The 23,444-nt window shown below is 26.5% G+C and carries 20 protein-coding genes; 12 read left to right on the top strand and 8 right to left on the bottom strand.

The genetic code is table 11. From position 1 onward, the window contains the following. Window positions 1–77: 77 nt before the first annotated feature. A complete protein-coding gene (locus ACQPUY_RS01845) occupies window positions 78–1,292 on the top strand; it encodes an NADP-dependent isocitrate dehydrogenase (RefSeq protein ID WP_430839194.1) in 1,215 nt (404 codons plus the stop codon). A 90-nt stretch (window positions 1,293–1,382) separates the two neighbouring features. Beyond that, entirely contained in the window at window positions 1,383–1,544 is a 162-nt protein-coding gene (locus ACQPUY_RS01840) for a small, acid-soluble spore protein, alpha/beta type (protein WP_430839193.1), read from the top strand. Between the two features lie 66 nt (window positions 1,545–1,610). On the opposite strand, the gene ACQPUY_RS01835 is transcribed toward ACQPUY_RS01840, so the two are convergent. Further along, window positions 1,611–2,843, bottom strand: a complete 1,233-nt coding sequence (locus ACQPUY_RS01835; protein WP_430839192.1) for an aminopeptidase — start codon at window positions 2,841–2,843, stop codon at window positions 1,611–1,613. A gap of 168 nt (window positions 2,844–3,011) precedes the next feature. Between ACQPUY_RS01835 and glsA the strand changes: the two genes are divergently transcribed. From glsA to ACQPUY_RS01815, 4 genes are all read left to right on the top strand, one after another. After that, window positions 3,012–3,929: a glutaminase A gene (gene glsA / locus ACQPUY_RS01830; protein ID WP_430839191.1), complete on the top strand. Its 918-nt coding sequence runs from the start codon at window positions 3,012–3,014 to the stop codon at window positions 3,927–3,929. Window positions 3,930–4,029: 100 nt separating this feature from the next. Next, window positions 4,030–6,645, top strand: coding sequence for a DNA polymerase I (polA, locus tag ACQPUY_RS01825; protein WP_430839190.1), 2,616 nt, complete (start codon window positions 4,030–4,032; stop codon window positions 6,643–6,645). A gap of 16 nt (window positions 6,646–6,661) precedes the next feature. Then, entirely contained in the window at window positions 6,662–7,264 is a 603-nt protein-coding gene (gene coaE, locus ACQPUY_RS01820; protein ID WP_430839189.1) for a dephospho-CoA kinase, read from the top strand. A 10-nt stretch (window positions 7,265–7,274) separates the two neighbouring features. Beyond that, entirely contained in the window at window positions 7,275–7,823 is a 549-nt protein-coding gene (locus tag ACQPUY_RS01815; RefSeq protein WP_430839188.1) for a lytic transglycosylase domain-containing protein, read from the top strand. 25 nt (window positions 7,824–7,848) lie between these two features. On the opposite strand, the gene ACQPUY_RS01810 is transcribed toward ACQPUY_RS01815, so the two are convergent. The 5 genes from ACQPUY_RS01810 to ACQPUY_RS01790 form a co-directional block, all read right to left on the bottom strand. Then, window positions 7,849–8,715 (bottom strand): 50S ribosomal protein L11 methyltransferase, encoded by an 867-nt coding sequence (locus ACQPUY_RS01810; protein WP_430839187.1) that lies wholly within the window; start codon window positions 8,713–8,715, stop codon window positions 7,849–7,851. Window positions 8,716–8,825: 110 nt separating this feature from the next. After that, on the bottom strand, window positions 8,826–9,404 hold the full coding sequence (locus ACQPUY_RS01805; RefSeq protein WP_430839186.1) for a flavin reductase family protein: 579 nt from the start codon (window positions 9,402–9,404) through the stop codon (window positions 8,826–8,828). 92 nt (window positions 9,405–9,496) lie between these two features. Further along, entirely contained in the window at window positions 9,497–10,795 is a 1,299-nt protein-coding gene (locus tag ACQPUY_RS01800; RefSeq protein WP_430839185.1) for a D-alanyl-D-alanine carboxypeptidase family protein, read from the bottom strand. A gap of 302 nt (window positions 10,796–11,097) precedes the next feature. Continuing rightward, window positions 11,098–11,823 carry a type 1 glutamine amidotransferase gene (locus tag ACQPUY_RS01795; RefSeq protein ID WP_430839184.1) on the bottom strand — a complete coding sequence of 242 codons (726 nt, stop codon included), beginning with the start codon at window positions 11,821–11,823 and terminating at the stop codon, window positions 11,098–11,100. A 16-nt stretch (window positions 11,824–11,839) separates the two neighbouring features. Next, window positions 11,840–13,198, bottom strand: coding sequence for a MurT ligase domain-containing protein (locus ACQPUY_RS01790; RefSeq protein WP_430839183.1), 1,359 nt, complete (start codon window positions 13,196–13,198; stop codon window positions 11,840–11,842). Between the two features lie 166 nt (window positions 13,199–13,364). On the opposite strand from ACQPUY_RS01790, the gene ACQPUY_RS01785 reads away from it, so the two are divergent. The 5 genes from ACQPUY_RS01785 (at window position 13,365) to ACQPUY_RS01765 (ending at window position 20,951) form a co-directional block, all read left to right on the top strand. Further along, window positions 13,365–14,288, top strand: coding sequence for an alpha/beta fold hydrolase (locus ACQPUY_RS01785; protein ID WP_430839182.1), 924 nt, complete (start codon window positions 13,365–13,367; stop codon window positions 14,286–14,288). 168 nt (window positions 14,289–14,456) lie between these two features. Continuing rightward, a complete protein-coding gene (locus ACQPUY_RS01780; RefSeq protein WP_430839181.1) occupies window positions 14,457–16,340 on the top strand; it encodes an ATP-binding protein in 1,884 nt (627 codons plus the stop codon). Window positions 16,341–16,358: 18 nt separating this feature from the next. After that, a complete protein-coding gene (locus ACQPUY_RS01775) occupies window positions 16,359–18,371 on the top strand; it encodes an ATP-binding protein (protein WP_430839180.1) in 2,013 nt (670 codons plus the stop codon). A 60-nt stretch (window positions 18,372–18,431) separates the two neighbouring features. Then, window positions 18,432–18,926, top strand: a complete 495-nt coding sequence (locus tag ACQPUY_RS01770) for a TspO/MBR family protein (RefSeq protein WP_430839179.1) — start codon at window positions 18,432–18,434, stop codon at window positions 18,924–18,926. A 69-nt stretch (window positions 18,927–18,995) separates the two neighbouring features. Beyond that, on the top strand, window positions 18,996–20,951 hold the full coding sequence (locus ACQPUY_RS01765) for a DNA topoisomerase (RefSeq protein ID WP_430839178.1): 1,956 nt from the start codon (window positions 18,996–18,998) through the stop codon (window positions 20,949–20,951). A gap of 145 nt (window positions 20,952–21,096) precedes the next feature. Here the strand turns inward: ACQPUY_RS01765 and ACQPUY_RS01760 are convergent, their stop codons facing one another. Together ACQPUY_RS01760 and ACQPUY_RS01755 are read right to left on the bottom strand one after the other, a co-directional pair. Continuing rightward, on the bottom strand, window positions 21,097–21,801 hold the full coding sequence (locus ACQPUY_RS01760) for an LrgB family protein (protein WP_430839177.1): 705 nt from the start codon (window positions 21,799–21,801) through the stop codon (window positions 21,097–21,099). Between the two features lie 9 nt (window positions 21,802–21,810). Then, the gene (locus ACQPUY_RS01755; protein WP_430839176.1) at window positions 21,811–22,176 is read right to left on the bottom strand and encodes a CidA/LrgA family protein; all 366 of its coding nucleotides are present in this window, start codon (window positions 22,174–22,176) and stop codon (window positions 21,811–21,813) included. Between the two features lie 194 nt (window positions 22,177–22,370). Between ACQPUY_RS01755 and ACQPUY_RS01750 the strand changes: the two genes are divergently transcribed. Further along, window positions 22,371–23,399: an ABC transporter substrate-binding protein gene (locus ACQPUY_RS01750; protein ID WP_430839175.1), complete on the top strand. Its 1,029-nt coding sequence runs from the start codon at window positions 22,371–22,373 to the stop codon at window positions 23,397–23,399. Window positions 23,400–23,444 lie beyond the last annotated feature (45 nt).

Below are 23,444 nucleotides of genomic sequence, written 5' to 3'. Positions count from 1 at the left end.
AAAAAGAAAGATAATTGTAAAAACTTATCTTATAAGTTATAATTAGCTTATTAAAGATTTGAATTGGGGGGCTAAAAGTGGAAAAAATTAAAATGATAAATCCATTGGTTGAAATGGATGGAGATGAGATGACAAGAATCTTATGGGGCATTATTAAAGATGAATTGTTATATCCATTTATTGATTTAAAAACAGAATATTATGATTTAGGTTTAGAATATAGAAACGAAACTAATGATGAAGTTACTTCATTAGCAGCAGAAGCTATTAAAAAATATGGAGTAGGAGTAAAATGTGCTACAATAACTCCAAATGCTGCAAGAATGAAGGAATATAATTTAAAAGAAATGTGGAAAAGTCCAAATGGAACTATTAGATCTATATTAGATGGCACTGTATTTAGAGCACCTATTATAGTTAATTCTATAAAGCCTTATATTAGAACATGGGAAAAGCCTATTACTATAGCTAGGCATGCCTATGGAGATATTTATAAAGATGTAGAAATGAAAACAAAAGGCAAGGGAAAGGCAGAATTAGTTTTTACTAATGAAAATGGAGATGAAAAGAGAGAATTAATCCATAACTTTAATGGAGATGGAGTAGTTCTAGGAATGCATAATTTAAATAAATCTATTGAAAGTTTTGCTAGAAGTTGTTTTAATTTTGCAATAGATACAAAGCAAGATCTTTGGTTTGCTACTAAGGATACTATTTCTAAAAAATATGATCATACATTTAAAGACATTTTCCAAGAAATATTTGATAGTGAATATAAAGAAAAATTTAATGAATTAAACATTGAGTATTTTTATACATTAATAGATGATGCTATAGCAAGGGTTATAAAGTCTAAAGGTGGATATATATGGGCTTGTAAGAATTATGATGGCGATGTAATGAGTGACATGATAGCTACTGCTTTTGGATCTTTAGCTATGATGACATCTGTATTAGTTTCACCAGAAGGATATTATGAATATGAAGCTGCTCATGGAACAGTTCAAAGGCATTATTATAATCATTTAGAAGGAAAAGAGACTTCAACTAATTCTATTGCTACTATATTTGCATGGTCAGGAGCTTTAAGGAAAAGAGGAGAATTAGATAATAATAATGAATTAATAGAATTTGCTAATAATTTAGAAAAGGCTTCTATGCAAACAATAGATGAAGGTTATATGACTAAGGATTTAGCCTTACTTTCAGATTTGAATAATATTACAGTAACTAACTCTTCTGAATTTATTAAGGAAATAAGAGTTAGATTAGAAAAACTATATAATAATTAACAAATTAAGTAGTTGCAAGATTTTGTAGCTACTTTTTTCTTAGAATAAAAAACACCTTATATATTAAAACTATTTAAGGAGGTGTTTATAATGGCTCATAAAAATAATAAGAATTCAAAGAAAAATAAAAAATCAAGTCAAAAAACTAAAACAGAACTTAAAAAGATGAAAGTTGAGACAGCAGATGAAATAGGATATTCAAAGGAATCTAGAAAGCTTGGTAAGAATAAACCAAGAAAAGAGGATAATTAGTTAAAAGATAAAAGGATAGTTAATCCTTTTATCTATAGTTTAAAAAGCTGAGGAAACTCAGCTTTTTTACATTGCCCAGTTTCCGTTTTTAAAGATTTGAATTTCTTCATTATCTGAAGTATAGCCAACAATGTTTAAATCTTTTGTGCCTACCATAAAGTCAACATGAACGATAGAAGAATTAGCACCTTTTTTAGCCAAATCCTCTTTAGATAAGTTTTCACCATTTACTAAACAAGTTGGATAAGCTTCACCAAAAGCTAAGTGACAAGCTGCATTTTCATCAAATAATGTGTTATAGAAAATTATGTTTGAGTTAGAGATTGGTGAGTCATATGGAACTAAGGCAACTTCACCTAGGTATCTAGCTCCTTCATCGCTATCTAATAAGTCTTTTAGTGCATCATATCCTTCTTCTGCTTTAAAATCTATTACTTGACCGTCTTTAAAAGTCAATGAGAAGTTATTAATTAAGTTACCACCATAGCTTAATGGCTTAGATGAAGTAACTATACCATTGACACCATCTTTTTTAGGAAGTGTGAATACTTCTTCAGTTGGCATATTAGCATTAAATTCTATTCCTAAATTACATTTTTCAGAGCCTCCAAGCCATATGTGATCTTCAGGAAGTTCAATAGTTAAATCTGTACCTTGAGAATTTGTATAATGTAGTGTTTTAAATTTATATTTATTTAAAAATTCTAGTTTTTTATCTAGGTTTACATTATGTTCATCCCAAGCTTTAATTGGATCATCATTATTTAATCTAACAACATTAAATATAACATTCCAAAGCTTATCTACAGCTTCTTCTGCATTTGATTCATTAAATACTTTTAGAGCCCAAGCTTCTGTTGGAACTGAAACTACTGTCCAACGAATTTTATTAGACATAGAGTAAGTATAATATTCTTTTAATGCTATTTGTCTGCTCTTTTGATATGCGGATATCTTTTCCATAGGAATTCCTTTATATGCGTCTGGATCAGAAGCTGAAATTGAAATTACACAGCAACCTTCTCTTGCATAAGAGATATATGATTCAGCAACCCAGTTTGGAACATCCTTTAAGGTATCTATAGTTGCATATTGAAGCTTAAGTCTTTGTATATTTTGATCACCATAATGAACAATGACTTCTTTTGCACCTTCTTCATAAGCAACCTTTGTAATAGCTCTTGCAAAATCTACACATTCTACAGGAGAATTTATTAATAAAACTTGATCCTTTTGTAAGTTAACACCTTTTTTTACTGCTAGTTTTGCATACTTTTCTAGCATATTTTTCATATTCATAAAATCACCTCAATAGTATAATTAAAATCTTTCTACTATTTATTCTTACATAATATAGAAAAATAGTCTAGTTAAAAATATATAAGTATAAATTTCCTTGTGTATAATAATAATTATTAATATAATAGATATTACGAAAAGCTTAGGAAAAATAAGAGGTGAAAGTTTATGTTTAATTTATTAAATACACTAGTAGAAAAAAATAGAGAATATGGTAAAGAGGGAAAGCTTGCATCTTATATTCCTGCGTTATTAGAGGCAAATCCAAATGACCTTGGAATATATCTGGTAGATTCTAGGGGAAAGGAATATTACTCAGGGGAGTATGATAAAAAATTTACTATGCAAAGTATATCAAAGATAGTTACTTTGATATTGGCTATAAGAGATAATGGGAGATATAATGTATTTAAAAAAGTCGATGTAGAGCCAACAGGAATGGGATTTAACTCAATAGTTAATTTAGAGGCTAGTGATACTGGAAAGCCTTATAATCCAATGATTAATGCTGGAGCTATAGTAACTACTTCATTGATAGATGGAAAAGATGTAGAAGAAAGATTTGAGAAAATATTAGATTTTATGAAAGCTGTAACTAATAATGATAAAATTACAGTAAATGAAAGTGTATATTTATCGGAAAAAGAAACAGGAAATAGAAATAGAGCCTTAGCTTATTTTATGAAAAGTACTGGCGCTTTAGAGGGAGATGTAGAAGAAATATTAGATTTATATTTTAAGCAATGTTCAATAGAACTAACAGCAAGAGACTTAGCAAGATTTGGCGCAGTACTTGCTAATGATGGAGTTATACCATGGACAAATGAAAAAATAATTCCAAAGGAAGTATGTAGAATAGTAAAGACTATTATGGTTACATGTGGAATGTATGATGCTTCGGGTGAGTTTGCAGTTAATGTAGGAATACCGGCAAAGTCAGGTGTAGGTGGTGGAATAATTGCTACAGTACCAAGAAAATATGGAATAGGTATTTATGGTCCTGCTCTTGATGACAGAGGTAATAGTATAGCAGGAATAAATCTAATTAAAGACTTATCACAGGAATTAGATTTAAGCATTTTTTAAGCTATATATTTATGAAAATATAATGATTTATTTTCATAAAAATAGTATAATTTATATAAAAATACCTTTAAGGAATTTATCCCTTAATTTGGAGGAAAACATGGAAAGATTATTAATTTTAGATTCAAATGCTCTTTTAAATAGAGCTTTTTATGCAATTCCAGAGCTTACAACTTCAGAAGGCATTCATACTAATGCTGTTTATGGTTTTGTAAATATGTTGTTCAAGATGAAAGAAGAATTAAAACCAGATTATATAGTAGCAGCTTTTGATAAAAAAGGACCTACTTTTAGACATAAGGAATATGAAGATTATAAGGCAGGAAGAAAGAAAATGCCATCGGAATTAGCTGAGCAGTTTCCTATAATAAAGGATTTACTTGCCTTATTATCAATAACAAAATATGAGTTAGACGGATTTGAAGCAGATGATATTATTGGATCTCTAGCAAAATATGCAGAAAAAAATAATATTGAAGTTTTTATAGTAACAGGAGATAGAGATGCTCTTCAATTAGCTTCAGAAAATATAAATGTAGTAATTACAAAGAAAGGTGTAACAGAAACTGCAACATATAACTATAAAAGCTTTGTTGATGAATTTGGAGTTACACCAACTCAATTTATAGATGTTAAAGGGCTTATGGGAGATAAGTCAGATAATATCCCTGGAGTTCCTGGAGTTGGTGAAAAAACAGCTTACAAATTAATTCAAACGTATGGTTCTATTGAAGAAGTATTAAATAATATAGATAATATTAGTGGTAAAAAGTTAAAAGAAAATTTAGAAACATATAGAGAACAGGCTATTTTTAGCAAAAAATTAGCTACTATAGTTACAGAAGTACCAATAGAATTTGATTTAGATGAAATTAAGAGTCAGGAATCTTATGATAGAGATGGATTAAAGAAATTATTATTTAAATTACAAATGAAATCTATGATTGATAAGTTACCAAAGGGGAATGAGATAGAGGAGGAGATTTTAGAGGAAACTATAGATATAACATATATAAATAGTTCTAAATCTTTTTTAGAGTTATCTAAGAATTTAAAAGATGAGATTTATATAACATATGAAACTATTAATAGTGAAAAATATTCTGAAATTTTATTGAAGAATGTTTACTTATCAAGTGATAGTAAAACTTATTTTATAAAGTTTGATGAAATTGTAAATGAAGATAAGGAGAATGCTTACCTAGCCTTAAAAACTATTATGGAAAACAAGGATATAAAAAAGGTTATTCATGATGGAAAATCATTAATTACTATATTAAATAAGCTTAATATTTCTATTAAAAGTTTTGAGTTTGATACAGCAATAGCAGCATATTTAATTAATTCAGCAAGAAATGCATATGATTTATTATCTTTAATAAATGAATATCTTGGCGAAGATGTAAATGGTAGTGATGATGAAATTAAATGTAAGGTAAATAGTAAGTTAAAGGATATTTATAATATACTTCATGGAAAAATAGAAGATGAAAAGATGGAAGAGCTTTATTATAAAGTTGAACATCCTTTAATATTTGTATTGTCTTCTATGGAATCTTTAGGCTTTAATATTAATAAATCTATGTTAGAGGATTTAGCAGTAAAATTTAAAGAAGAAATTACAACAACAGAAAAAGAAATATTTGCTTTAGCGGAAGAAGAGTTCAATATTAATTCACCAAAGCAATTAGGAAAAATACTTTTTGAAAAGCTTGACTTACCAGTTATTAAGAAAACAAAGACAGGGTATTCAACTAATGCTGAAGTTCTAGAAAAACTTCAAGATAAGCATGAAATAATACCTAAAATAACTTATTATAGACAAATAACAAAACTTAATTCTACTTATGTGGAAGGTTTAAAAAATGTTATTGATGTAGATGGAAAAATACATTCAACTTTTAATCAGACAGTAACAACTACAGGAAGATTATCAAGTACAGAACCTAATCTTCAAAATATACCTATTAAATATGAAATGGGAAGAGAAATTAGAAAGGTATTTATACCTGATGAAGCTGAAGATATATTATTATCTTGTGACTATTCTCAAATAGAGCTTAGAGTTTTAGCTGAAATGTCTCAAGATACAAATATGATAGATGCTTTTAAACATCATAGTGATATTCATAGAAAAACAGCTTCAGAAGTATTTAAAGTTCCGGTAGAAGAAGTTACATCTTTAATGAGAAGTAGAGCTAAGGCTGTTAATTTTGGTATAGTGTATGGTATAAGTGATTTCAGTCTTTCACAAGATCTTCATATAACTAAGAAGGAAGCTGCTGAATATATGGAAATATATTTTGATAGATATCCAAAGATTAAAGGCTATTTGGATGGATTAATTGAAGAAGCAAAAGAAAATGGATATGTACTTACTATTTTAAATAGAAGAAGATTTATACCAGAAATTAAAGCTTCTAATAGAATCGTTAAAGCTTTAGGTGAAAGATTAGCTATGAATGCACCTATTCAAGGAAGTGCAGCAGATATAATTAAGCTAGCTATGGTAAATGTATATAATAAACTTAGAGAGAAAGAATTAAAAAGTAAGATTATTTTACAAGTTCATGATGAACTTATTTTAAATGTTAAGAAAGATGAATTAGAAGAAGTGAAGAATATTGTAAAAAATGAAATGGAAAAGGTATTAGAAATGAAAGTACCTTTAGAGGTAGATATAAATATAGGAAAGACATGGTATGAAGCTAAATAGGGGGGGCCTAACTAAAATGATAAAAATAGGGTTAACAGGAGGAATTGGTTCAGGTAAAAGCACTGTATCAAAAATGTTAATTGAAAATGGGTTTAAGCTAATTGATGCTGATGTTATAGCAAAAAATGTTTTAATTAAATATCCTGAAATAATTGATAAAATTAAAATTGAATTTGGAACAGGCTTTTTTGATTGGAGAGGTGAATTTAGAAGACGAGAGTTTGGTAACCATATATTTAGATTTCCGAAGCAAAGAAAAAAATATGAAGATATTATACTTCCATATATAAATAAAGAGATATTTGATGCTTTAGATGATTATGAACAGGCTGATGAAAAAATAGTAATTATTGATGCACCAACTTTAATAGAAAATAATCTCCATACATATATGGATTATATTATAGTAGTTTGGGTTGATAATAATACTCAAATAATTAGATTAAAAAATAGAGATAGATTATCTAGAGATGAAGCTATAAATAGGCTTAATGCTCAGCTATCATTAGATAAAAAAAGAGATTATGCCCATATAATTATAGATAATAACGGAGATTTATTAAAAACTAAGGAGCAGGTAGAGAAGGTAATTGAGTTTCTAAATGTAATTAATAAGTAAGGAGAAAATAATGAAATTTAAGCGTATATTAACCATTTTAATTGTAGCACTTATAGCTTATTTTGGACTTATGTTTGCAATGAAGAAGTATGTATATCCTTACAAATATGCTGAGTATGTAAATAAATATAGTGAGGAATATGAATTAGAGCCATATCTTGTTTTGGCAGTAATAAAAACAGAAAGCAATTTTAATCAAGAAGTTGTATCTAATAAGGATGCAAAAGGTTTAATGCAAATAATGGATACTACTGGTGAATGGGTGGCTGAGGAGTTAGAACTCAATGATTTTGAAACTTCCATGCTTTTTGATCCAGAACTTAATATAAAAATAGGCTGTTGGTATTTAAAAAATTTAGAAGATGAATTTGATGGAAATTTAGACTTGATTTTAGCAGCTTATAATGGTGGTAGTGGAAATGTGAATAAATGGTTAAGTCAGGAAGAATATTCTTTAGATGGGGAAAACTTAGATTATATTCCTTTTCCAGAAACAAAAAAATATGTAGATAAGGTAAAAGCTAATTATAATATATATAAATTCTTTTACGATAAATAAGAAAATGCACCTTTTGGTGCATTTTTTATTTAAATATAGCTGTTATCCATTCATTGCTTTGATATTTTTCTTCTAATTTAAATCCATATTTTTCAATTATAGATTTCACTTTATCAAAACTCCACTCAACAAGTCCTGATACTAATAGGCTACCATTAGGTAGTAAATGCTCTTTTATTAGATCCATAAATAATTCAGTTTCTTCTCCACCGATATTTATATAAATCCAATCAAATTTATCATTAATTTGAACTTCACCATTAAGTGCATTACCAACTAAGGTTTCAACGTTGTAAAGGCCATTTAATGCTGCATTTAATTCAACTTCTTCTCTTACATCTCTTATATCTAATGCAGTTACTTTAGAAGCACCGATTATTGCAGAGGCAATAGATAATATTCCTGATCCAGTACCAATATCTAAAACTCTTTTACTATTTAAATCTATTTTAGTTAAAATAATATTTAATAAGTCTTTTGTAGTTTCATGTAAGCCTGTTCCAAAAGCACCTTGAGAAATAAAAGAAATTTTGCTTATATTTTTATCATTTATATCCTCATTAGGGGAGGCTAGTACCCAATTATCATTTATATGAACCACTGGAAAATCATAAGTTTCATAATTATTATGAGCTTCTTCAATTAAAATACAATCGCTGTTTAATAATGAAGTAAGTTTACCTTTGAATAAGTCTAAACCTTCTTTATCTTCATCATAAGCAATTTTAATATCGATTGTATTAACTTCTTTTTCTAAATAGCCATATCCATATTCATCAGTTGTAATTTCTAATGGGCTTTCATAAAAAACATTAAAAATATCGTTGATTTGTAAAGCTTCTATTTTTTCATCTAGCTCTTTAAATTTAATATTATAAGTTAATATAAACATACTGCGTATCCCCCGAATTAATTCATTTCAATATAATTGAGTATAGATAGATTTTTAATTAATGTCAAGGAAGCTATTGGAATAATCATAAAATATACAAATAAAATATTTTATTTTTTTCTTTTTTTCTTTTTTATAGAGTATCCAAAAGACCCTAGAGGCTTAGCATTTAAGCCATAATATTCACCGTGATTATAACATATTAAATTAGCTTTATTGAAACAGATTTTACCTTTTTCATCTATTATTTCTTCATTTACCTTAACATTAACAACATCTAATAAGAATAGATCATGAGTTCCAAGAGGAGTTATACTTTTTACTTTACATTCAAGAGCAACAGGGGATAAATCTATTGATGGAGTGCTAATGGCTACACCATCATTTAATTTATATCCGAAATGTTTTATTTTATCTATTTTTCTTCCGGATACAACACCGCAGTAATCCAAGAACTTCACCATATCTCTTGTAGGTAAATTAATAACACATTCACCACTTTCTTTTATATACTCATAAGAAAGACGTTCAGGTCTAACCCCCATAGCAAGTATTGGCTCTTTAGTACACACAGTACTTATCCATCCTACAGTAAAAGCATTTACTTTATCTTCTTTATTTTTACAAGTAACTATTACTACTGGTGTAGGGTTTAACATTACGCTACCTTTGAAGTTTTGTTTTTTCATATAATTTAACCATCCTTTATTTTTTGATTTTATAAAAAGATAAAAACTCCCTTAGGAGTTTTTAAAATAAAATTATTATTTATTCGGAATCTTTAATAGTATCTTCTTCTACTTTTTCTTTTTTTAGTATTAATTATTTTAATAATTAATACTACTAGAACTACTACTATAACTAAAATTAATAATGATAATAAGTATAATGGTAAATTAGCCTTTATAAGCTCCATAGATGAAATTTTAATTGTTCCAGTAATATCTTGAGAATAACCAGGTGTTGAATAAGTTAATGTAACTTCTTTATTACCACTTAATTTCCATGCATCTTTTATATCACCATTATATGAGATAGTTGCATTTTCATCATTAAAATCATTTTTATAGTATTCTACATCTTCAGTTAAGTATATTGGAGCAGTTATTTGTTTTTCAGCACCAAAAAATCTAAAAGTTTTATAAGTTAAGTCTACAGTACCTACTTCATCACCAGAATTTTTATATATCTCTTTCTTTGCAGAGTAACCATAATCAGCTATTTTTTCTGTATCTTCAAATACATTTAAGCCAGTTGCACCATATTCTGATTTTAGAACTACAGTAACTAAGTCTCTACCATCTCTTTCAAAGAAACCAACGAAACAGTGTCCTGCTAAAGTTTCAGTGCCAGTCTTTCCACCAATATTTCCATCTTTACCAAGAATCTTATTTCTAGATTCAATAATTATTGGAGAGCCAGATAGGTTAATAGTAGTTTCAATATTCTTAGGGGACATGGTTTCTTTAATCCAGTCATTTTTAAATGCTTCAATAGCAATTTTGGCTAGGTCATAGGCTGTAGTTTGATTTATTGTTGCATTATTTGGATTTAAAGGATCTTCTTCTAGACCAGAAGGGTTTTCAAAATGAGTATTTTTAAGCCCTAATTCAGAAGCCTTTTCATTCATCATATTAACAAAATTATCAACTGTTCCACCTACAGATTCTGCCATTAAGTAAGCAGCATCATTAGCAGAATAAATAAGTACAGCTTTCATTGTATCATCGGCGGAAATTGTATCCCCTGAATGTAATGATACATAATTATTTAATGCAGTTTCTGTTACCTTTAAAACAGTATCAGAAAAAGTTAAAACATCTGTTTTAGACTTGTTTTCTGCAAATAGTAATGCAGTCATTAATTTAGTAGTACTTGCTGGTGATAGTTTCACATCTGCATTTTTAGAATAAATAACTTCTCCTGTATCAATATCCATAGTTATGGCAGCTTCGCCCATAATTTCTGGAGCTTGAATATTTGTCTCTTGTGCACTAACTTTATTAGCAATAGGAGCTAATAATGAAACTGAAAGAGCAAATGCTAGTGTTTTTAATAAGTGTTTTACTTTCAAGTTCATCTCCCCATTTCATTAGAATTTCATTTATTATGTATACGACTTAAACACTGTTTACAGTATAGCATCTAAAATAAATAATAACAATATTTTATCCATATGTTAAGTAGTTTAAATTATATATAATATAAATTTAATAATTAATGACAATGTATTTTTTACTTAGATATTTAGTTTATAAATACAATATGAATTATATCCAGATTTAGTATATATAGTCATTTCTTAAAAATAGAATTGTTATTTAATATTTTGCTTATATGAAATTAAAATAAAGGGGATGCAACTAAGACATCCCCCGTAGTTTATTTATTATCTAATTTTTTAATCATAGTATTTTTAGCTTTAATTTCTAATTCATCATCTAAAGGTGATAAGTTAACTTCGCCATATTTTTTTGTTAGAGCAATTTTTAAAAATTTATCAGCTAATTCAGGATTTTTCGCTAAAAGAGAACCATGGAAGTATGTACAATAAGTATTTTTATAAATACACCCTTCATATCCGTCTTCTCCGTTATTACCATAACCATGAAGGCATTTGCCGAGAGGTTTTAGGTTATTTATATAAGTTCTTCCAGAATGGTTTTCAAAGCCTACGTAAGTTTCATTGAACTCTTCATTATAAATTACAGTATTACCTATAAAACGCTTTTCTCCACCTTCTGTATATATATCTAAGATTCCAAGACCTTCAATTTTTTCTCCATTAGGAGCCATATAATAATTACCTAAAAGTTGATATCCACCACAAATTGCAATAACTACTTTTTCATTCTCTATATATCTTTGTAAATCAGTTTTCTTTATATTTTTTAAATCATCAGATACTATTGATTGTTCAAAATCTTGACCACCACCAAAAAATAAGATGTCCGTATTTTCTGAATCAAATTTATCATTTAATGATGAGTTTATTATATTAACCTTTATTCCTCTTTGTTCAGCTCTATGTTTTAGTATTAATATATTACCAACATCGCCATATACATTAAGTAAGTCAGGATAAAGATGACAAATATTTAATTCCATTTAATAGACTCCTTTCTTACCAAAGCTTTTTAATATAACCTTTTGAGTATAGGTATTTTCTATAATTAATCATTGCAGTATAAGTAGCAAGAATATATATTTTATTATTTTTACTAGATTTAATTTTTTCAGTTAATAATTCGAAGTTTTCTTCAATTATGAAATTTTCTTTATTTAATCCAGCAATTTTAAGTCTTACGGCCATATCGTAACATCTAGTACCAGAAATAAATATTTCATCTATATTCAAATTATGAAGCTTTTCGAAATCAACATCCCAAATCCAAGAAACATCAGTACCATCTGCATAATTATCATTTAATAAAAATGCAGCAGCAAAGGTATCCTTATTTAAGCAAAGAGTATCTAAAGCTTGATTATATCCAGCTGGATTTTTAACTAATATGATTTTAACATCTTTTTCATCAATATTTAAAGACTCCTGTCTTCCAAAACTTGAATCTTGATTTTGTAATGATTTTTTTATTGAATTATCATCAATTTTAAGCTCCTTAGCAATGGAATATGCACATAAAGCATTATAAATATTATAAACTCCTGATTGACTTATAGTAACTTCTAAGTCATTTAATTTAACAGTAGAACTATTTGGAGTTAATTCTAATATTTCATTTACAGCGTACTTTAACTCAGATCTTTTAAATCCACAGCCTGTACAGTAAAAATCACCTAAGTGATTATATGTAATATGATTATATTTATAAGGAGACTTGCAGAACTTACAGAACTTTGCATCTGCATTAATATCGATATTTTTATTTTCGTTTATTTTTGCATTAAAACCATAAAATACAGTTTTATTAGGAAGATCAAGCTTACCTAATAGAGATTCATCACCATTTAAAGCTAATGTGGTACTTGGTGAAAGTTTGATACCCTCTAAAATTTTACTTAGAGTAGTGTATACTTCGCCATACCTATCTAATTGATCTCTAAAAAGATTAGTTACTGTAATTATTTCTGGAGAAATATATTCAGTAATATATTTTAAGTTTGCTTCATCTACTTCAATAATTGCATAAGAATCTTTAGGAGTACTAAAGAATTTGTAATTATCAATAAATGTTGTTACTATACCAGGGAAAAGATTGGCACCGGTATTATTTGTAATTACTTCTTTTCCACTTTCTTTTACTATGTTGTATATCATGCTTGTTGTTGTAGTTTTACCATTAGTTCCTGTAACTAAAACTACCTTGTAACCTTTTGATACTTTTTTTAGTATATTTTTATCTATTTTTAAGGCCACTTTTCCTGGAAATGTCGTTCCCCCTTTTAGTATTGTTTTTGTTAGAAAAATTGTTAATTTTGAAGCTATAATGCTTACTATAGATTTAATACTAATCTTCTTCACCACCTTATAATACTTATCCAATATTATGTACAATAATATTAAGAGATAATCAAAGATTAAAATAATTTTTGATTTTTACTATGAATAGTATATCATAACTTTATATACTTAAAAATAAAGTTATGATAAGATTTTATTAAGAATATTATAAAGGAGAGTATTTTAAGTGGAGAAACACAATTTCACAAATAAAGAAGGTTCAATTATAACTTATTATAAATGGGGAAAAAATGATAATCCTAAGGCTATAATTCAAATTGTACATGGAATGTCTGAGTGGGTAGGAAGATATGATTATTTTGCAAATAAATTAGTCAGTGAAGGATATATAGTTTATGGACATGATCATAGTGGACATGGTAATAGCGCTAAGAGCGTAAATGACTTAGGTTATATAAGTGATAATAATATTTTTTATACTATGTTAGAAGATATTAAAACTTTAAATGATATTATTAGAAATGAAAATAGAGATGTTCCTGTTATTTTATTTGGACATAGTATGGGATCTTTTTTAAGTCAAAGATATCTAGAGGAGTATGGAAATACTATAGATGCATTAATACTATCTGGTAGTAATGGAAGACCAAAGTCATTTACCAAGTTAGGATTATTAGTTTGTAGAAATGAAATGTTAATAAAAGGTAAAGGAAATAGAAGTAAACTTATGGATAAGTTATCTTTTGGAGGATTTAATTCAAGTGTGAAGAATCCAGATACTGATTTTGATTGGTTATGTAGAAATTTAGATGAAGTAAATAAGTATATTGAAGATGAATTTTGTGGATTTATTTATCCAACAGAATTTTATTATGATTTAATAAATGGACTTTGGGATATTCATAAAAATGAAAATTTAGAAAAGGTTAAGAAATTAAATATACCAATTTTTATTTTTGCAGGAGATAGGGACCCTGTAGGGTATTTAGGAAAGGGTATTATTAATTTATATAATACATATAAAAAAATAGGAGTTAAAGATTTAGAATATAAATTATATAAAGATGGTAGGCATGAAATGTTAAATGAAGATAATAAAGATGAAGTTATATCAGATTTATTATCTTGGTTAAAAAAACATAAATTTTAAAACAAAAAGGAGGATTATGTCCTCTTTTTTTGCTTATTTTATATTAATATACAAAAGTTTACAACTATATTCACAGAATTAAAAAAATGATGTAAAATTATGTAGTGATTATATTTGGGTGAGGGAAAAAACGTGGATTATAATAACTTTAAAGAAAAAATTTATTATATGAATTTAAGAGATATATTAATGTATATTTTTATTACTACGGTAACCTTTTTATTAGTAATTATAATAGCATTATTCAATAAAGAAATAGCAAATGATTTAACAGGATTAATAGGATTAATAATGACGATGGTTTTGCTTATGTTTGCAATTCATTTAAAGAGATTAACTAATAGAGATATATATGGATTGTTTCAGATATTTCTTCTTATAAATTGTATTATTTATCTAGTCTATTTAACTCCCTATGGACAATTTATATCTTTTAAATCATTTTTAGAAAAGATAGGTTATAGCAAAATTTATAATATTAGATATATGAATATTATTATGATGTATTACATGATAGCTAAGTATAGAAAACAGGAAAATATAAGTAAAATTATTTATATTGAATATACATTTTTACTTATATTATCTAGTGTTATAGCTTATATTCGTAATGTATATTCATGGTTACCGATATCGGTAATATATATATTGTTATTAGCAGTATTTATTTTATTTGCTTATAAAAATATATATTATTTTGAGTTTAAGGTAAATGAAAAGATAGATTTATTAAAGTTAAATGTATTTTTAGCATTAATTACTTTTTTATTAAAATTAGCATCAAAAATATTCAATATATATGCAATAAATATTGTTGCTAGTATAGTTATGCAAATAGTATTTATATCTACATTAATATCTATAATATTTAATATATCCAAGGAGAACTATAATTTTGTTTTTAAAGAAGCTATAGATACAAGCAAGTATCTTGAATCTATAAATAGGAGAATAATAAAAAATAATAATAAATTAGAGGAAACATACAATAAATTAAAAGATAGACAAAGATTATATAAGAGCTTTTTAGGAAGCTTACCAAATCCAATAGTAATAGTAAATCATAATCTTAGGATTTCTTATTGTAATTCAAAGTTTATATATGAAATAGGAAAGAAGAATATTAAAGAAGTTGTAAATAGAAGAATAGATAATTACATTGATTTTAATTTAGATTTGAATAAGGTAGTATTAGATATTAATGAGGGACCACAAACAACTACTATAGATATTAATACAAAAAAAGTTGAAATAAGATTTTTCCATTTAGATAATGATGAAAAAGAATGCATAATGTTATTTAAAGACTTAGCAGAAGAAACAAAATTATCTACTATGAAGGAAGAACTTGAAAGTATTAAGCTTAGAGAAGAAATAAAGAAAAACTTTCTATCTAATATATCTCATGATATTAAAATACCAGTTAATGTAATATATTCAGCTATCCAATTAGAAAAAATATTAATTTCTAATAATGATATTAAAAAGATGAAGGATTATAACGAAATTAGCAAAGAAAATTGTTTTATACTTACAAAATTCACTAATAATTTAATTGATATAAGTAAAATTGATTCTGAAAATCTAGAAGCTAATATGATTTTAGATAATATAGTTGAATTCATTGAAGAGTATTTAGTTTCCTTAACACCTTATATTAATAATAGTGGGATTGATGTTATATTTGATACTGATGAAGAAGAAATATATATATATTTTGATAAAGAGATGATGCAGAGGGTGGTATTAAACTTAGTGTCAAATTCAATTAAATTTACTAATCCTGGTGGAGTAATTTCCATAAAGATAAAAAATTCCTTAAATACTGTTTTTATTGAGGTTAAGGATAGTGGTTCAGGAATGAGCAAGGAGTTCGTAAATAAAGCATTTAATAAATATGAAATGGAAGATAGATCTAGAATTAATAATCCAACTGGATCTGGTGTAGGATTGTTTGTTGTATATAATTTAATTAAAGCACAAAATGGGAATATAGAAATTAATAGTGAGGTAGGTAAAGGTACTACTTTCATTATACATTTAAATAAGTGAAGGGTGTTTGAATAATATATGATTAAAGGGATGATTAATTATAGGTATAGAGGATTAATGGCTCATATGTTTACTCCTATAATTTTAGTTCTTACTATGCTTAAAATAATTTTCAATATGACTGAAGAATATATTTTTATAACTAGAATATTATGTTTATCTATATCAGTATTAATTTTTATTATAAGCATAGTTAGGGTTAATAACAAAGAAAAAGGTGTTTTAAAGTATTATGGGATAGGATGCTTTTTTATATCTATACTAAGATTTATTGATATAGAAGTATCTAAGTACATAATGGATATAAGTATTCTTATAATTTTTACACAACTTATAACTTATTTAGAATTATTAAATAGTATTTTAAGTATATACTTTTACTACAAAAATTATTCAATTAAAATGTTAAGTTCTATATTACTTATCTTAATGCCAGTAGGTTACTTTATATTGGCAAACGAATGTCAAGGATTATATTATTTATCATGGATATGTACAAATAAAGACGGAATAATAGTAAATCAAATAGTAATGTTTATTTTATTTATAATAATATTATTTTTATATAAGAAGGTTGGAACTAAAGAAAAAGATAATTGGATTGTTTTTTTTAGTTTTTTAATACTATTAAGTAATTCTTTTTTCTTTATTTCAAGATTAATTGATTTGGAATTAACATTTTTTATATGGATTACTAAATTATTAGCATACTTTATAGCATATAATAAGTTTGAGGAAACTTTATTATTTAATGCCTATTCTAGTGCATATGAAAATTTGAATAAAGCAAAACAAACTAAAAAGAACTTAAATAAAAACTTGAAAAGAAGAGAAAAAGAATTAAAGGAATTAAACCTAGTATTAGAAAAAAGTGAGAAAAAGTATCATGATGTTGTACATGCTTTTTCTAAAGGCTTATTACTTTTTGAAAATGATATATTAACATATTCTAATAATTATGAAGAAACTTATTATAATGAAAATGATGAATTTAATTTTGATGGAAAGATTTTTACACTTAATAATATTTTAAATAAAATTACTGGTGATGAATATCCAAGTGAAATGGATATTAATGAATTTACAACTGAAATAGTAACAACCAATGCAAATGATGAAAAAAAGGTTATTGAAATATATTTGATGAAAATCTATGGAAATAAAAAAATCCTTGTGTTTAATGATATTACTGAAATATTTAAGCAAAGAGAAGAAATAATAAAGATAGAAAATAAAATTACTGAAGAAAATATAAAAGATGAGTTTTATTCTAATATTTCTCATGAATTAAGAACCCCTATTAATGTAATTTATTCTGCGTTGCAATTAAATGATATATATTTAAAAAATAAAGAATTAAATAAGATAAGTAAGAATAATGATATTATTAGACAAAATTGCTTAAGACTTATTAGAACTATAAATAATTTTATAGATAGTAATAAGCTTTCAGAAGGTTATTTAGATATGGATTGTAAATATTATAATTTAGTAGATATAATTGAAAATGTTGTTTTATCTTGTGATTTTTACATGAAGCTTAAAAAAACTAACCTAATATATGATCCACAATATGAAGAAATATATTTATATTGTGATAAAAATCATATAGAAAGAATAATGCTTAATATTTTATCAAATTCATTGAAATATGGAAAAGAGAATGGAAATATTTATGTTGCAGTTAAAATAGATAAAAATAATAAAATAATAATAGAAGTAACCAATGATGCAGAAGCAATTCCAGAAGATAAAAGAAATGTTATTTTTGATAAATTTACAAAAGTAAATACTTCTTTAAATAGACCTTCTGAAGGAAGTGGTTTAGGACTTTATTTAACAAAAGGACTAGTTGAGCTTCATAGTGGAGAAATTAGTATTAGTGCTGGAATAGAATACGGTAATATATTTAAAATAGTATTACCATATGACAAATCTATAGAAAAAAATATTACTTTACAAAATAATAATGTAGAGATTAATGAGTTACAACAAAAAATAGATATCGAGTTTTCTGATATTTATTTTTAATAACATAACTTTATTATTTAATGCATATATAATAAGGAATATCTTATAGAGGTGCATTATATGAAAAAAAAATTAAAAAGAAATGTAAAAATTATTCCTTTAATAGTAAATATATTAATTCCAATACTAGGATCATTTATTGTAGGATATATAAATAGAAATTCTATTGATACATATAGATCTTTAAAAAAAATTTTTTTAACTCCTCCAGATATAGCATTTGTAATAGTTTGGGAAGTATTGTATTTATTAATGGGAATTGCTGCATATAGAATATACATTAAAAATAAATCATCTGTAGATGATAAGGGGGCCTATTTCTTTTATTTAGTTCAACTTATATTAAATTTTATGTGGAGTTTTATCTTTTTTACATTTAGATTATATGGGATTTCATTTTTATGGATAATATTGTTATTTATATTTGTTTTAATAACTTTTATTAAATTTATAAGAATAGATATAAATTCCGGGCTTTTATTGATTCCATATATGCTTTGGCTTATTTATGCAGGAGTTCTGAATTACTTTATATGGTTTTTTAATGAAATGTAAATTAATTTGTAGTATAATAAAATTAGACCTTCTTATGAAGGTTTATTTTTGTTTAGAAAGGAAGTTTCTATGGGAAAAACTTTATTTATTGCAGAAAAACCTTCAGTAGCAATGGAATTTGTTAAGCTACTAAATGTAAAGGGAAAGAGAAATAATGGATATATAGAAGGTGAAAGAAGCATATTTACTTGGTGTGTTGGGCATATGGTAACAATGAGTTATCCAGAAGTTTATGATGAAAAATTAAAATTTTGGAATTTAAGAGACTTACCTTTTTTACCAAAAGAATATAAGTATGAAGTGATTCCTTCAGCATCTGCTCAATTTAATGTGGTGAGTAGATTAATGAATAGAGATGATGTAGAGACAATTTATGTATGTACAGACTCTGGACGAGAAGGAGAGTATATATATAGACTTGTTGACGATATGGCAGGAAATCCTAAAAAGATAAAGAAAAGAGTATGGATAGACTCACAAACAGAAGAGGAAATAAAAAGAGGTATAAAGGAAGCAAAGCCTTTAGAAGAATATGATTCACTAGCTCATTCAGCTTATTTAAGAGCCAAAGAGGATTATATTTTTGGTATAAATTTTTCAAGGCTTTTAACATTACAATATGGAAAAACCTTAGCTAATGCACTTCAAAAGGATAAGAATGTAGTGGTAGCTGTTGGTAGAGTTATGACTTGTGTCCTTGGAATGGTTGTAGAAAGAGAAAGGGAGATTAGAGATTTTAAGAAAAAATCTTTTTATAAGATTTCTGGAAATTTTTCTAAGGAAAATGATACTGCTGAAATTATAGCAGATTGGAAAGCTATAAGTGGTTCTGATTACTTTGAATCTACTAAGTTATATAGTGAAGTGGGTTTTAATAAAAAAGAAGATGCAGAGAAATTAATATCTAATCTAAGGGACATCGGACATGGAACTATTAAAGAAATTAAGAAAACTAAAGAAAAGAAAAATCCTCCATTGTTATATAACTTAGCAGAACTTCAAAATGAATGTACTAAAAGATTTAAAATTAGCCCAGATGAAACATTAAAGATAGTTCAAAATCTTTATGAAAAAAAGATGGTTACATATCCAAGAACTGATGCTAGGGTATTATCTACGGCCGTAGCAAAGGGCGTGAAGGGAAATATTATTAAACTTAAAAATATGCCTATTGGTGAGGATTTATCTAATATTGCAAATGAAATATTAGATAAGGATTATACAAAAGGAATATTAAAAAGTAAATATGTAGATGATAGCAAAATTACAGATCACTATGCTATAATACCAACTGGTGAGGGCAGAGATACTTTATTAAAATTACCTAATTTAGATAAACAAGTTTACTTTGTAATTTTGAAAAGATTTTTATCTATATTTTATCCTCCAGCTCAATATAGTAAAATGGCTATAACAATATTAGTAGGAAAAGAACACTTTATATTAAATAAAAAGATTTGTATTGATAAAGGATATTTAGTGATTCTTGGAAATGATAAGGGAGAAACTGAAGAAGCATTTCCTGAGAATCTACGAAAAGGTACAACAGTTAATATAAATGACTTAGAAATAAAAGAAGGGGAGACTTCACCACCTAAAAGATATACTACTGGATCAATGATTATAGCTATGGAAAACGCAGGTAAGCTTATTGAAGATGAAGAGCTTAGAGAACATATAAAGGGAGCAGGAATAGGAACCTCTGCAACTAGAGCAGAAATTCTTAAGAAGCTAATTAATATTGAATATATGCAGGCAAATAAGAAGACTCAAATTATAACTCCAACTAACCTTGGAGAAATGATTTATGAATCAATTAAAGTTTCTATACCTTCGCTTTTAAATCCTTCACTAACAGCTTCTTGGGAAAAGGGATTAAAGCTTGTAAATGATAAGGAAATAGAACCAGAGGAATTTATGACTAAGCTTGAAGCCTATACAATAAAGAATACTGAAAGAGTATTAAAGGCTTCAAATATTGGTTTATTAAATACAAAGTTATTGAAAATTAAGAATCAACAATAGAAATAGGCTGTCCTTTAGGCAGCCTAAATTCATTCCTTCCAGTTTTGAAGTGAAATTATTACCTTCAGTGGATAAAGAGATAAATATTGTATGAGGTTGACTTGGAGTTTACGACGGAGCAAGGAATATAATATTTATCTCTTTTCTATTTTGTAAAAATTGATAATAATGCATAACAAGCAGGAGCTAAAAATACTGTCATTATTCCTGCAATTCCAATAGATAATGAGCTCATGGCACCTTCGGTTTCACCCATTTCTAAGGCTTTTGTAGTTCCAAGAGCATGTGAAGATGTCCCTAGTGCCACTCCAACAGCAACTTTATCTGTTATTTTAAAGATTTTACATAATATTGGTCCAATTATGGCTCCAATTATTCCAGATAGAATAATTGCCAAGACTGTAACAGGAACTAAACCACCAAGTTGATTTGTAATTTCGATACCAATAGGTGTTGTAACAGATTTCGATAGTAAGGATATAGTTAATATTTTTTCTAAACCAAATATATTAGATAATAATATTATAGAAGAAATACCTATAGTACTACCAAATAAAATACCTAAAATTATTGGAACTAAATGTTTTTTTAGTAATTGGAGTTGTTTATATAAGGGTACAGCTAAAACTACAGTTGCTGGTCCTAAAAACATATTTATAAAATCTCCACCTTTATTATACACATCTACATCAATATTAAAAATTAATAAAAAACTAATTACTAATGCAATTGCAATTAATAAAGGATTAAATAGAGGAAATTTAGTTTTTTTATAAATAAATAATCCTATTTCAAAAGCTATTAGTGAAATTATTACTCCAAATAAAATGTTTTCTGATAAAATTTCCATTATTCTTATTTATCCTTTCTTAATTTTATTACTTTTTATTTTTATTATAAATTGAACAATTAGTCCCGTGCTAATTATTACTATAGCGGTAGTAATAATACATAAAATTAAAATATATACTAAACTATCCTTTATAGAATCAAAGGATGATATTAAAGCCACTCCAGCAGGAATAAAGAAAAACGAAAGATGGTCTAAAAAGAAAGTAGATATATTTTCTATTTTTTCAACTTTAATAACTTTTGTACATAACAATATTAATAACATAATCATTCCAATAATATTACCTGGTAATGATAAGGAAAAACCTTTAGATATAAGCTCCCCTATTAAATATATACTAAGAACTATTATTGCTTCTCTAAAAATTTTCATTTATTTAACCTCCTTAAACTATCAATTAATAATTTATCACTATTGATTAGATATGTAAATGCAATATAGCATTTACATTTCATTAAAATTTATAAAATGTAAAAATTAATTATAATTTCTTGCTTTTTAACAAAATTTGATATTATCTCATATTATGAAGCATAGATAAATTATAAATATTTGAGGAGTTTTAAATGAAAAGTAAATTTATTAAAATTGCTTCAATGGTTGCTTTATTAGGAGTAGTATCTTTAAGCTTAATTTCTTGTAATAAAAAAACTGTTGATACAGAAAAAAAATTAACTAAAGTTAGATTAAATGAAGTTGTACGATCGGTTTTCTATGCGCCAATGTATGTTGCAATAAATGAAGGATTTTTTGAAGAGGAGGGTATAGAAATAGACCTATCAACTGGACAAGGTGCAGATAAGACAATGCAACAAGTTTTGAGTAAAAATGCAGATATTGGTTTTGCAGGTCCTGAACAAGCTATATACATTAATAATCAAGGGAGAGAGGACTATCCGATTATTTTTGCACAATTAACTCAAACTGATGGAGCCTTTATAGTAGGAAGAGAAGCAAATGAGAATTTTAAATGGACAGATTTAAAGGGAGCAGAAGTTATTGGGGGAAGACCGGGTGGAGTTCCTGAAATGGCTTTTGAATATGCACTTAAGTTAAATGGATTAGATCCGAAAACAGATGTTAACTTGATTACAAATATAGATTTTACAGCTACATCAGGAGCTTTTAAAGCAGGTACTGGTGAGTATGTAACTTTATTTGAGCCAACTGCATCAATGATTGAGAAGGAAGGCAGTGGACATATAGTTGCATCTATTGGAAAAGAAGTTGGAAACCTTCCATATACTGCCTTCTTTGCTACTAAGTCTTATATCGATGAAAATCCAGAAATAATACAAAGATTTACTAATGCAATATATAAAGGACAATTGTGGGTTGAATCTCACAATAATGAAGAAATAGCTGATTCGATAATATCATTCTTTCCTGGAACTGATAAAGATATTATTATTTCAGTTGTTAAGAACTACAAAGATATTGATGCTATAGCAACTAAACCGACTATAGAAGAGGAAGATTTAAATAGGCTTATGGATGTTATAGAAAGTTATGATAGTAGCTTGTTACCAGCAAGACCTTCCTTTGAAAAAATAGTTAATAATAGCTTTTCAGAAGAAGCAATGAAAGCTAAGTAGTTTATTAAGCTAGCTCTATAGAGGGCTAGCTTAGAAAAAATTAAT

It is taken from the genome of Clostridium nigeriense (assembly GCF_050585245.1).
GTDB lineage: Bacteria > Bacillota > Clostridia > Clostridiales > Clostridiaceae > Clostridium > Clostridium nigeriense_A.
Note: the sequence above shows the minus strand (reverse complement) of the source record. Positions and strands in the feature narration are given on the sequence as shown.

What these genes read in the sequence shown, in the direction of transcription:
- ACQPUY_RS01805 (WP_430839186.1), bottom strand. Translation starts at nt 9,404, where the DNA reads ATGAAAAAACAAAACTTCAAAGGTAGCGTAATGTTAAACCCTACACCA.
- polA (WP_430839190.1), top strand. Translation starts at nt 4,030, where the DNA reads ATGGAAAGATTATTAATTTTAGATTCAAATGCTCTTTTAAATAGAGCT.
- ACQPUY_RS01775 (WP_430839180.1), top strand. Translation starts at nt 16,359, where the DNA reads ATGATTAAAGGGATGATTAATTATAGGTATAGAGGATTAATGGCTCAT.
- coaE (WP_430839189.1), top strand. Translation starts at nt 6,662, where the DNA reads ATGATAAAAATAGGGTTAACAGGAGGAATTGGTTCAGGTAAAAGCACT.
- ACQPUY_RS01755 (WP_430839176.1), bottom strand. Translation starts at nt 22,176, where the DNA reads ATGAAAATTTTTAGAGAAGCAATAATAGTTCTTAGTATATATTTAATA.
- ACQPUY_RS01765 (WP_430839178.1), top strand. Translation starts at nt 18,996, where the DNA reads ATGGGAAAAACTTTATTTATTGCAGAAAAACCTTCAGTAGCAATGGAA.
- ACQPUY_RS01835 (WP_430839192.1), bottom strand. Translation starts at nt 2,843, where the DNA reads ATGAATATGAAAAATATGCTAGAAAAGTATGCAAAACTAGCAGTAAAA.
- glsA (WP_430839191.1), top strand. Translation starts at nt 3,012, where the DNA reads ATGTTTAATTTATTAAATACACTAGTAGAAAAAAATAGAGAATATGGT.
- ACQPUY_RS01795 (WP_430839184.1), bottom strand. Translation starts at nt 11,823, where the DNA reads ATGGAATTAAATATTTGTCATCTTTATCCTGACTTACTTAATGTATAT.
- ACQPUY_RS01760 (WP_430839177.1), bottom strand. Translation starts at nt 21,801, where the DNA reads ATGGAAATTTTATCAGAAAACATTTTATTTGGAGTAATAATTTCACTA.
- ACQPUY_RS01810 (WP_430839187.1), bottom strand. Translation starts at nt 8,715, where the DNA reads ATGTTTATATTAACTTATAATATTAAATTTAAAGAGCTAGATGAAAAA.
- ACQPUY_RS01800 (WP_430839185.1), bottom strand. Translation starts at nt 10,795, where the DNA reads ATGAACTTGAAAGTAAAACACTTATTAAAAACACTAGCATTTGCTCTT.
- ACQPUY_RS01750 (WP_430839175.1), top strand. Translation starts at nt 22,371, where the DNA reads ATGAAAAGTAAATTTATTAAAATTGCTTCAATGGTTGCTTTATTAGGA.
- ACQPUY_RS01840 (WP_430839193.1), top strand. Translation starts at nt 1,383, where the DNA reads ATGGCTCATAAAAATAATAAGAATTCAAAGAAAAATAAAAAATCAAGT.
- ACQPUY_RS01770 (WP_430839179.1), top strand. Translation starts at nt 18,432, where the DNA reads ATGAAAAAAAAATTAAAAAGAAATGTAAAAATTATTCCTTTAATAGTA.
- ACQPUY_RS01815 (WP_430839188.1), top strand. Translation starts at nt 7,275, where the DNA reads ATGAAATTTAAGCGTATATTAACCATTTTAATTGTAGCACTTATAGCT.
- ACQPUY_RS01780 (WP_430839181.1), top strand. Translation starts at nt 14,457, where the DNA reads ATGAATTTAAGAGATATATTAATGTATATTTTTATTACTACGGTAACC.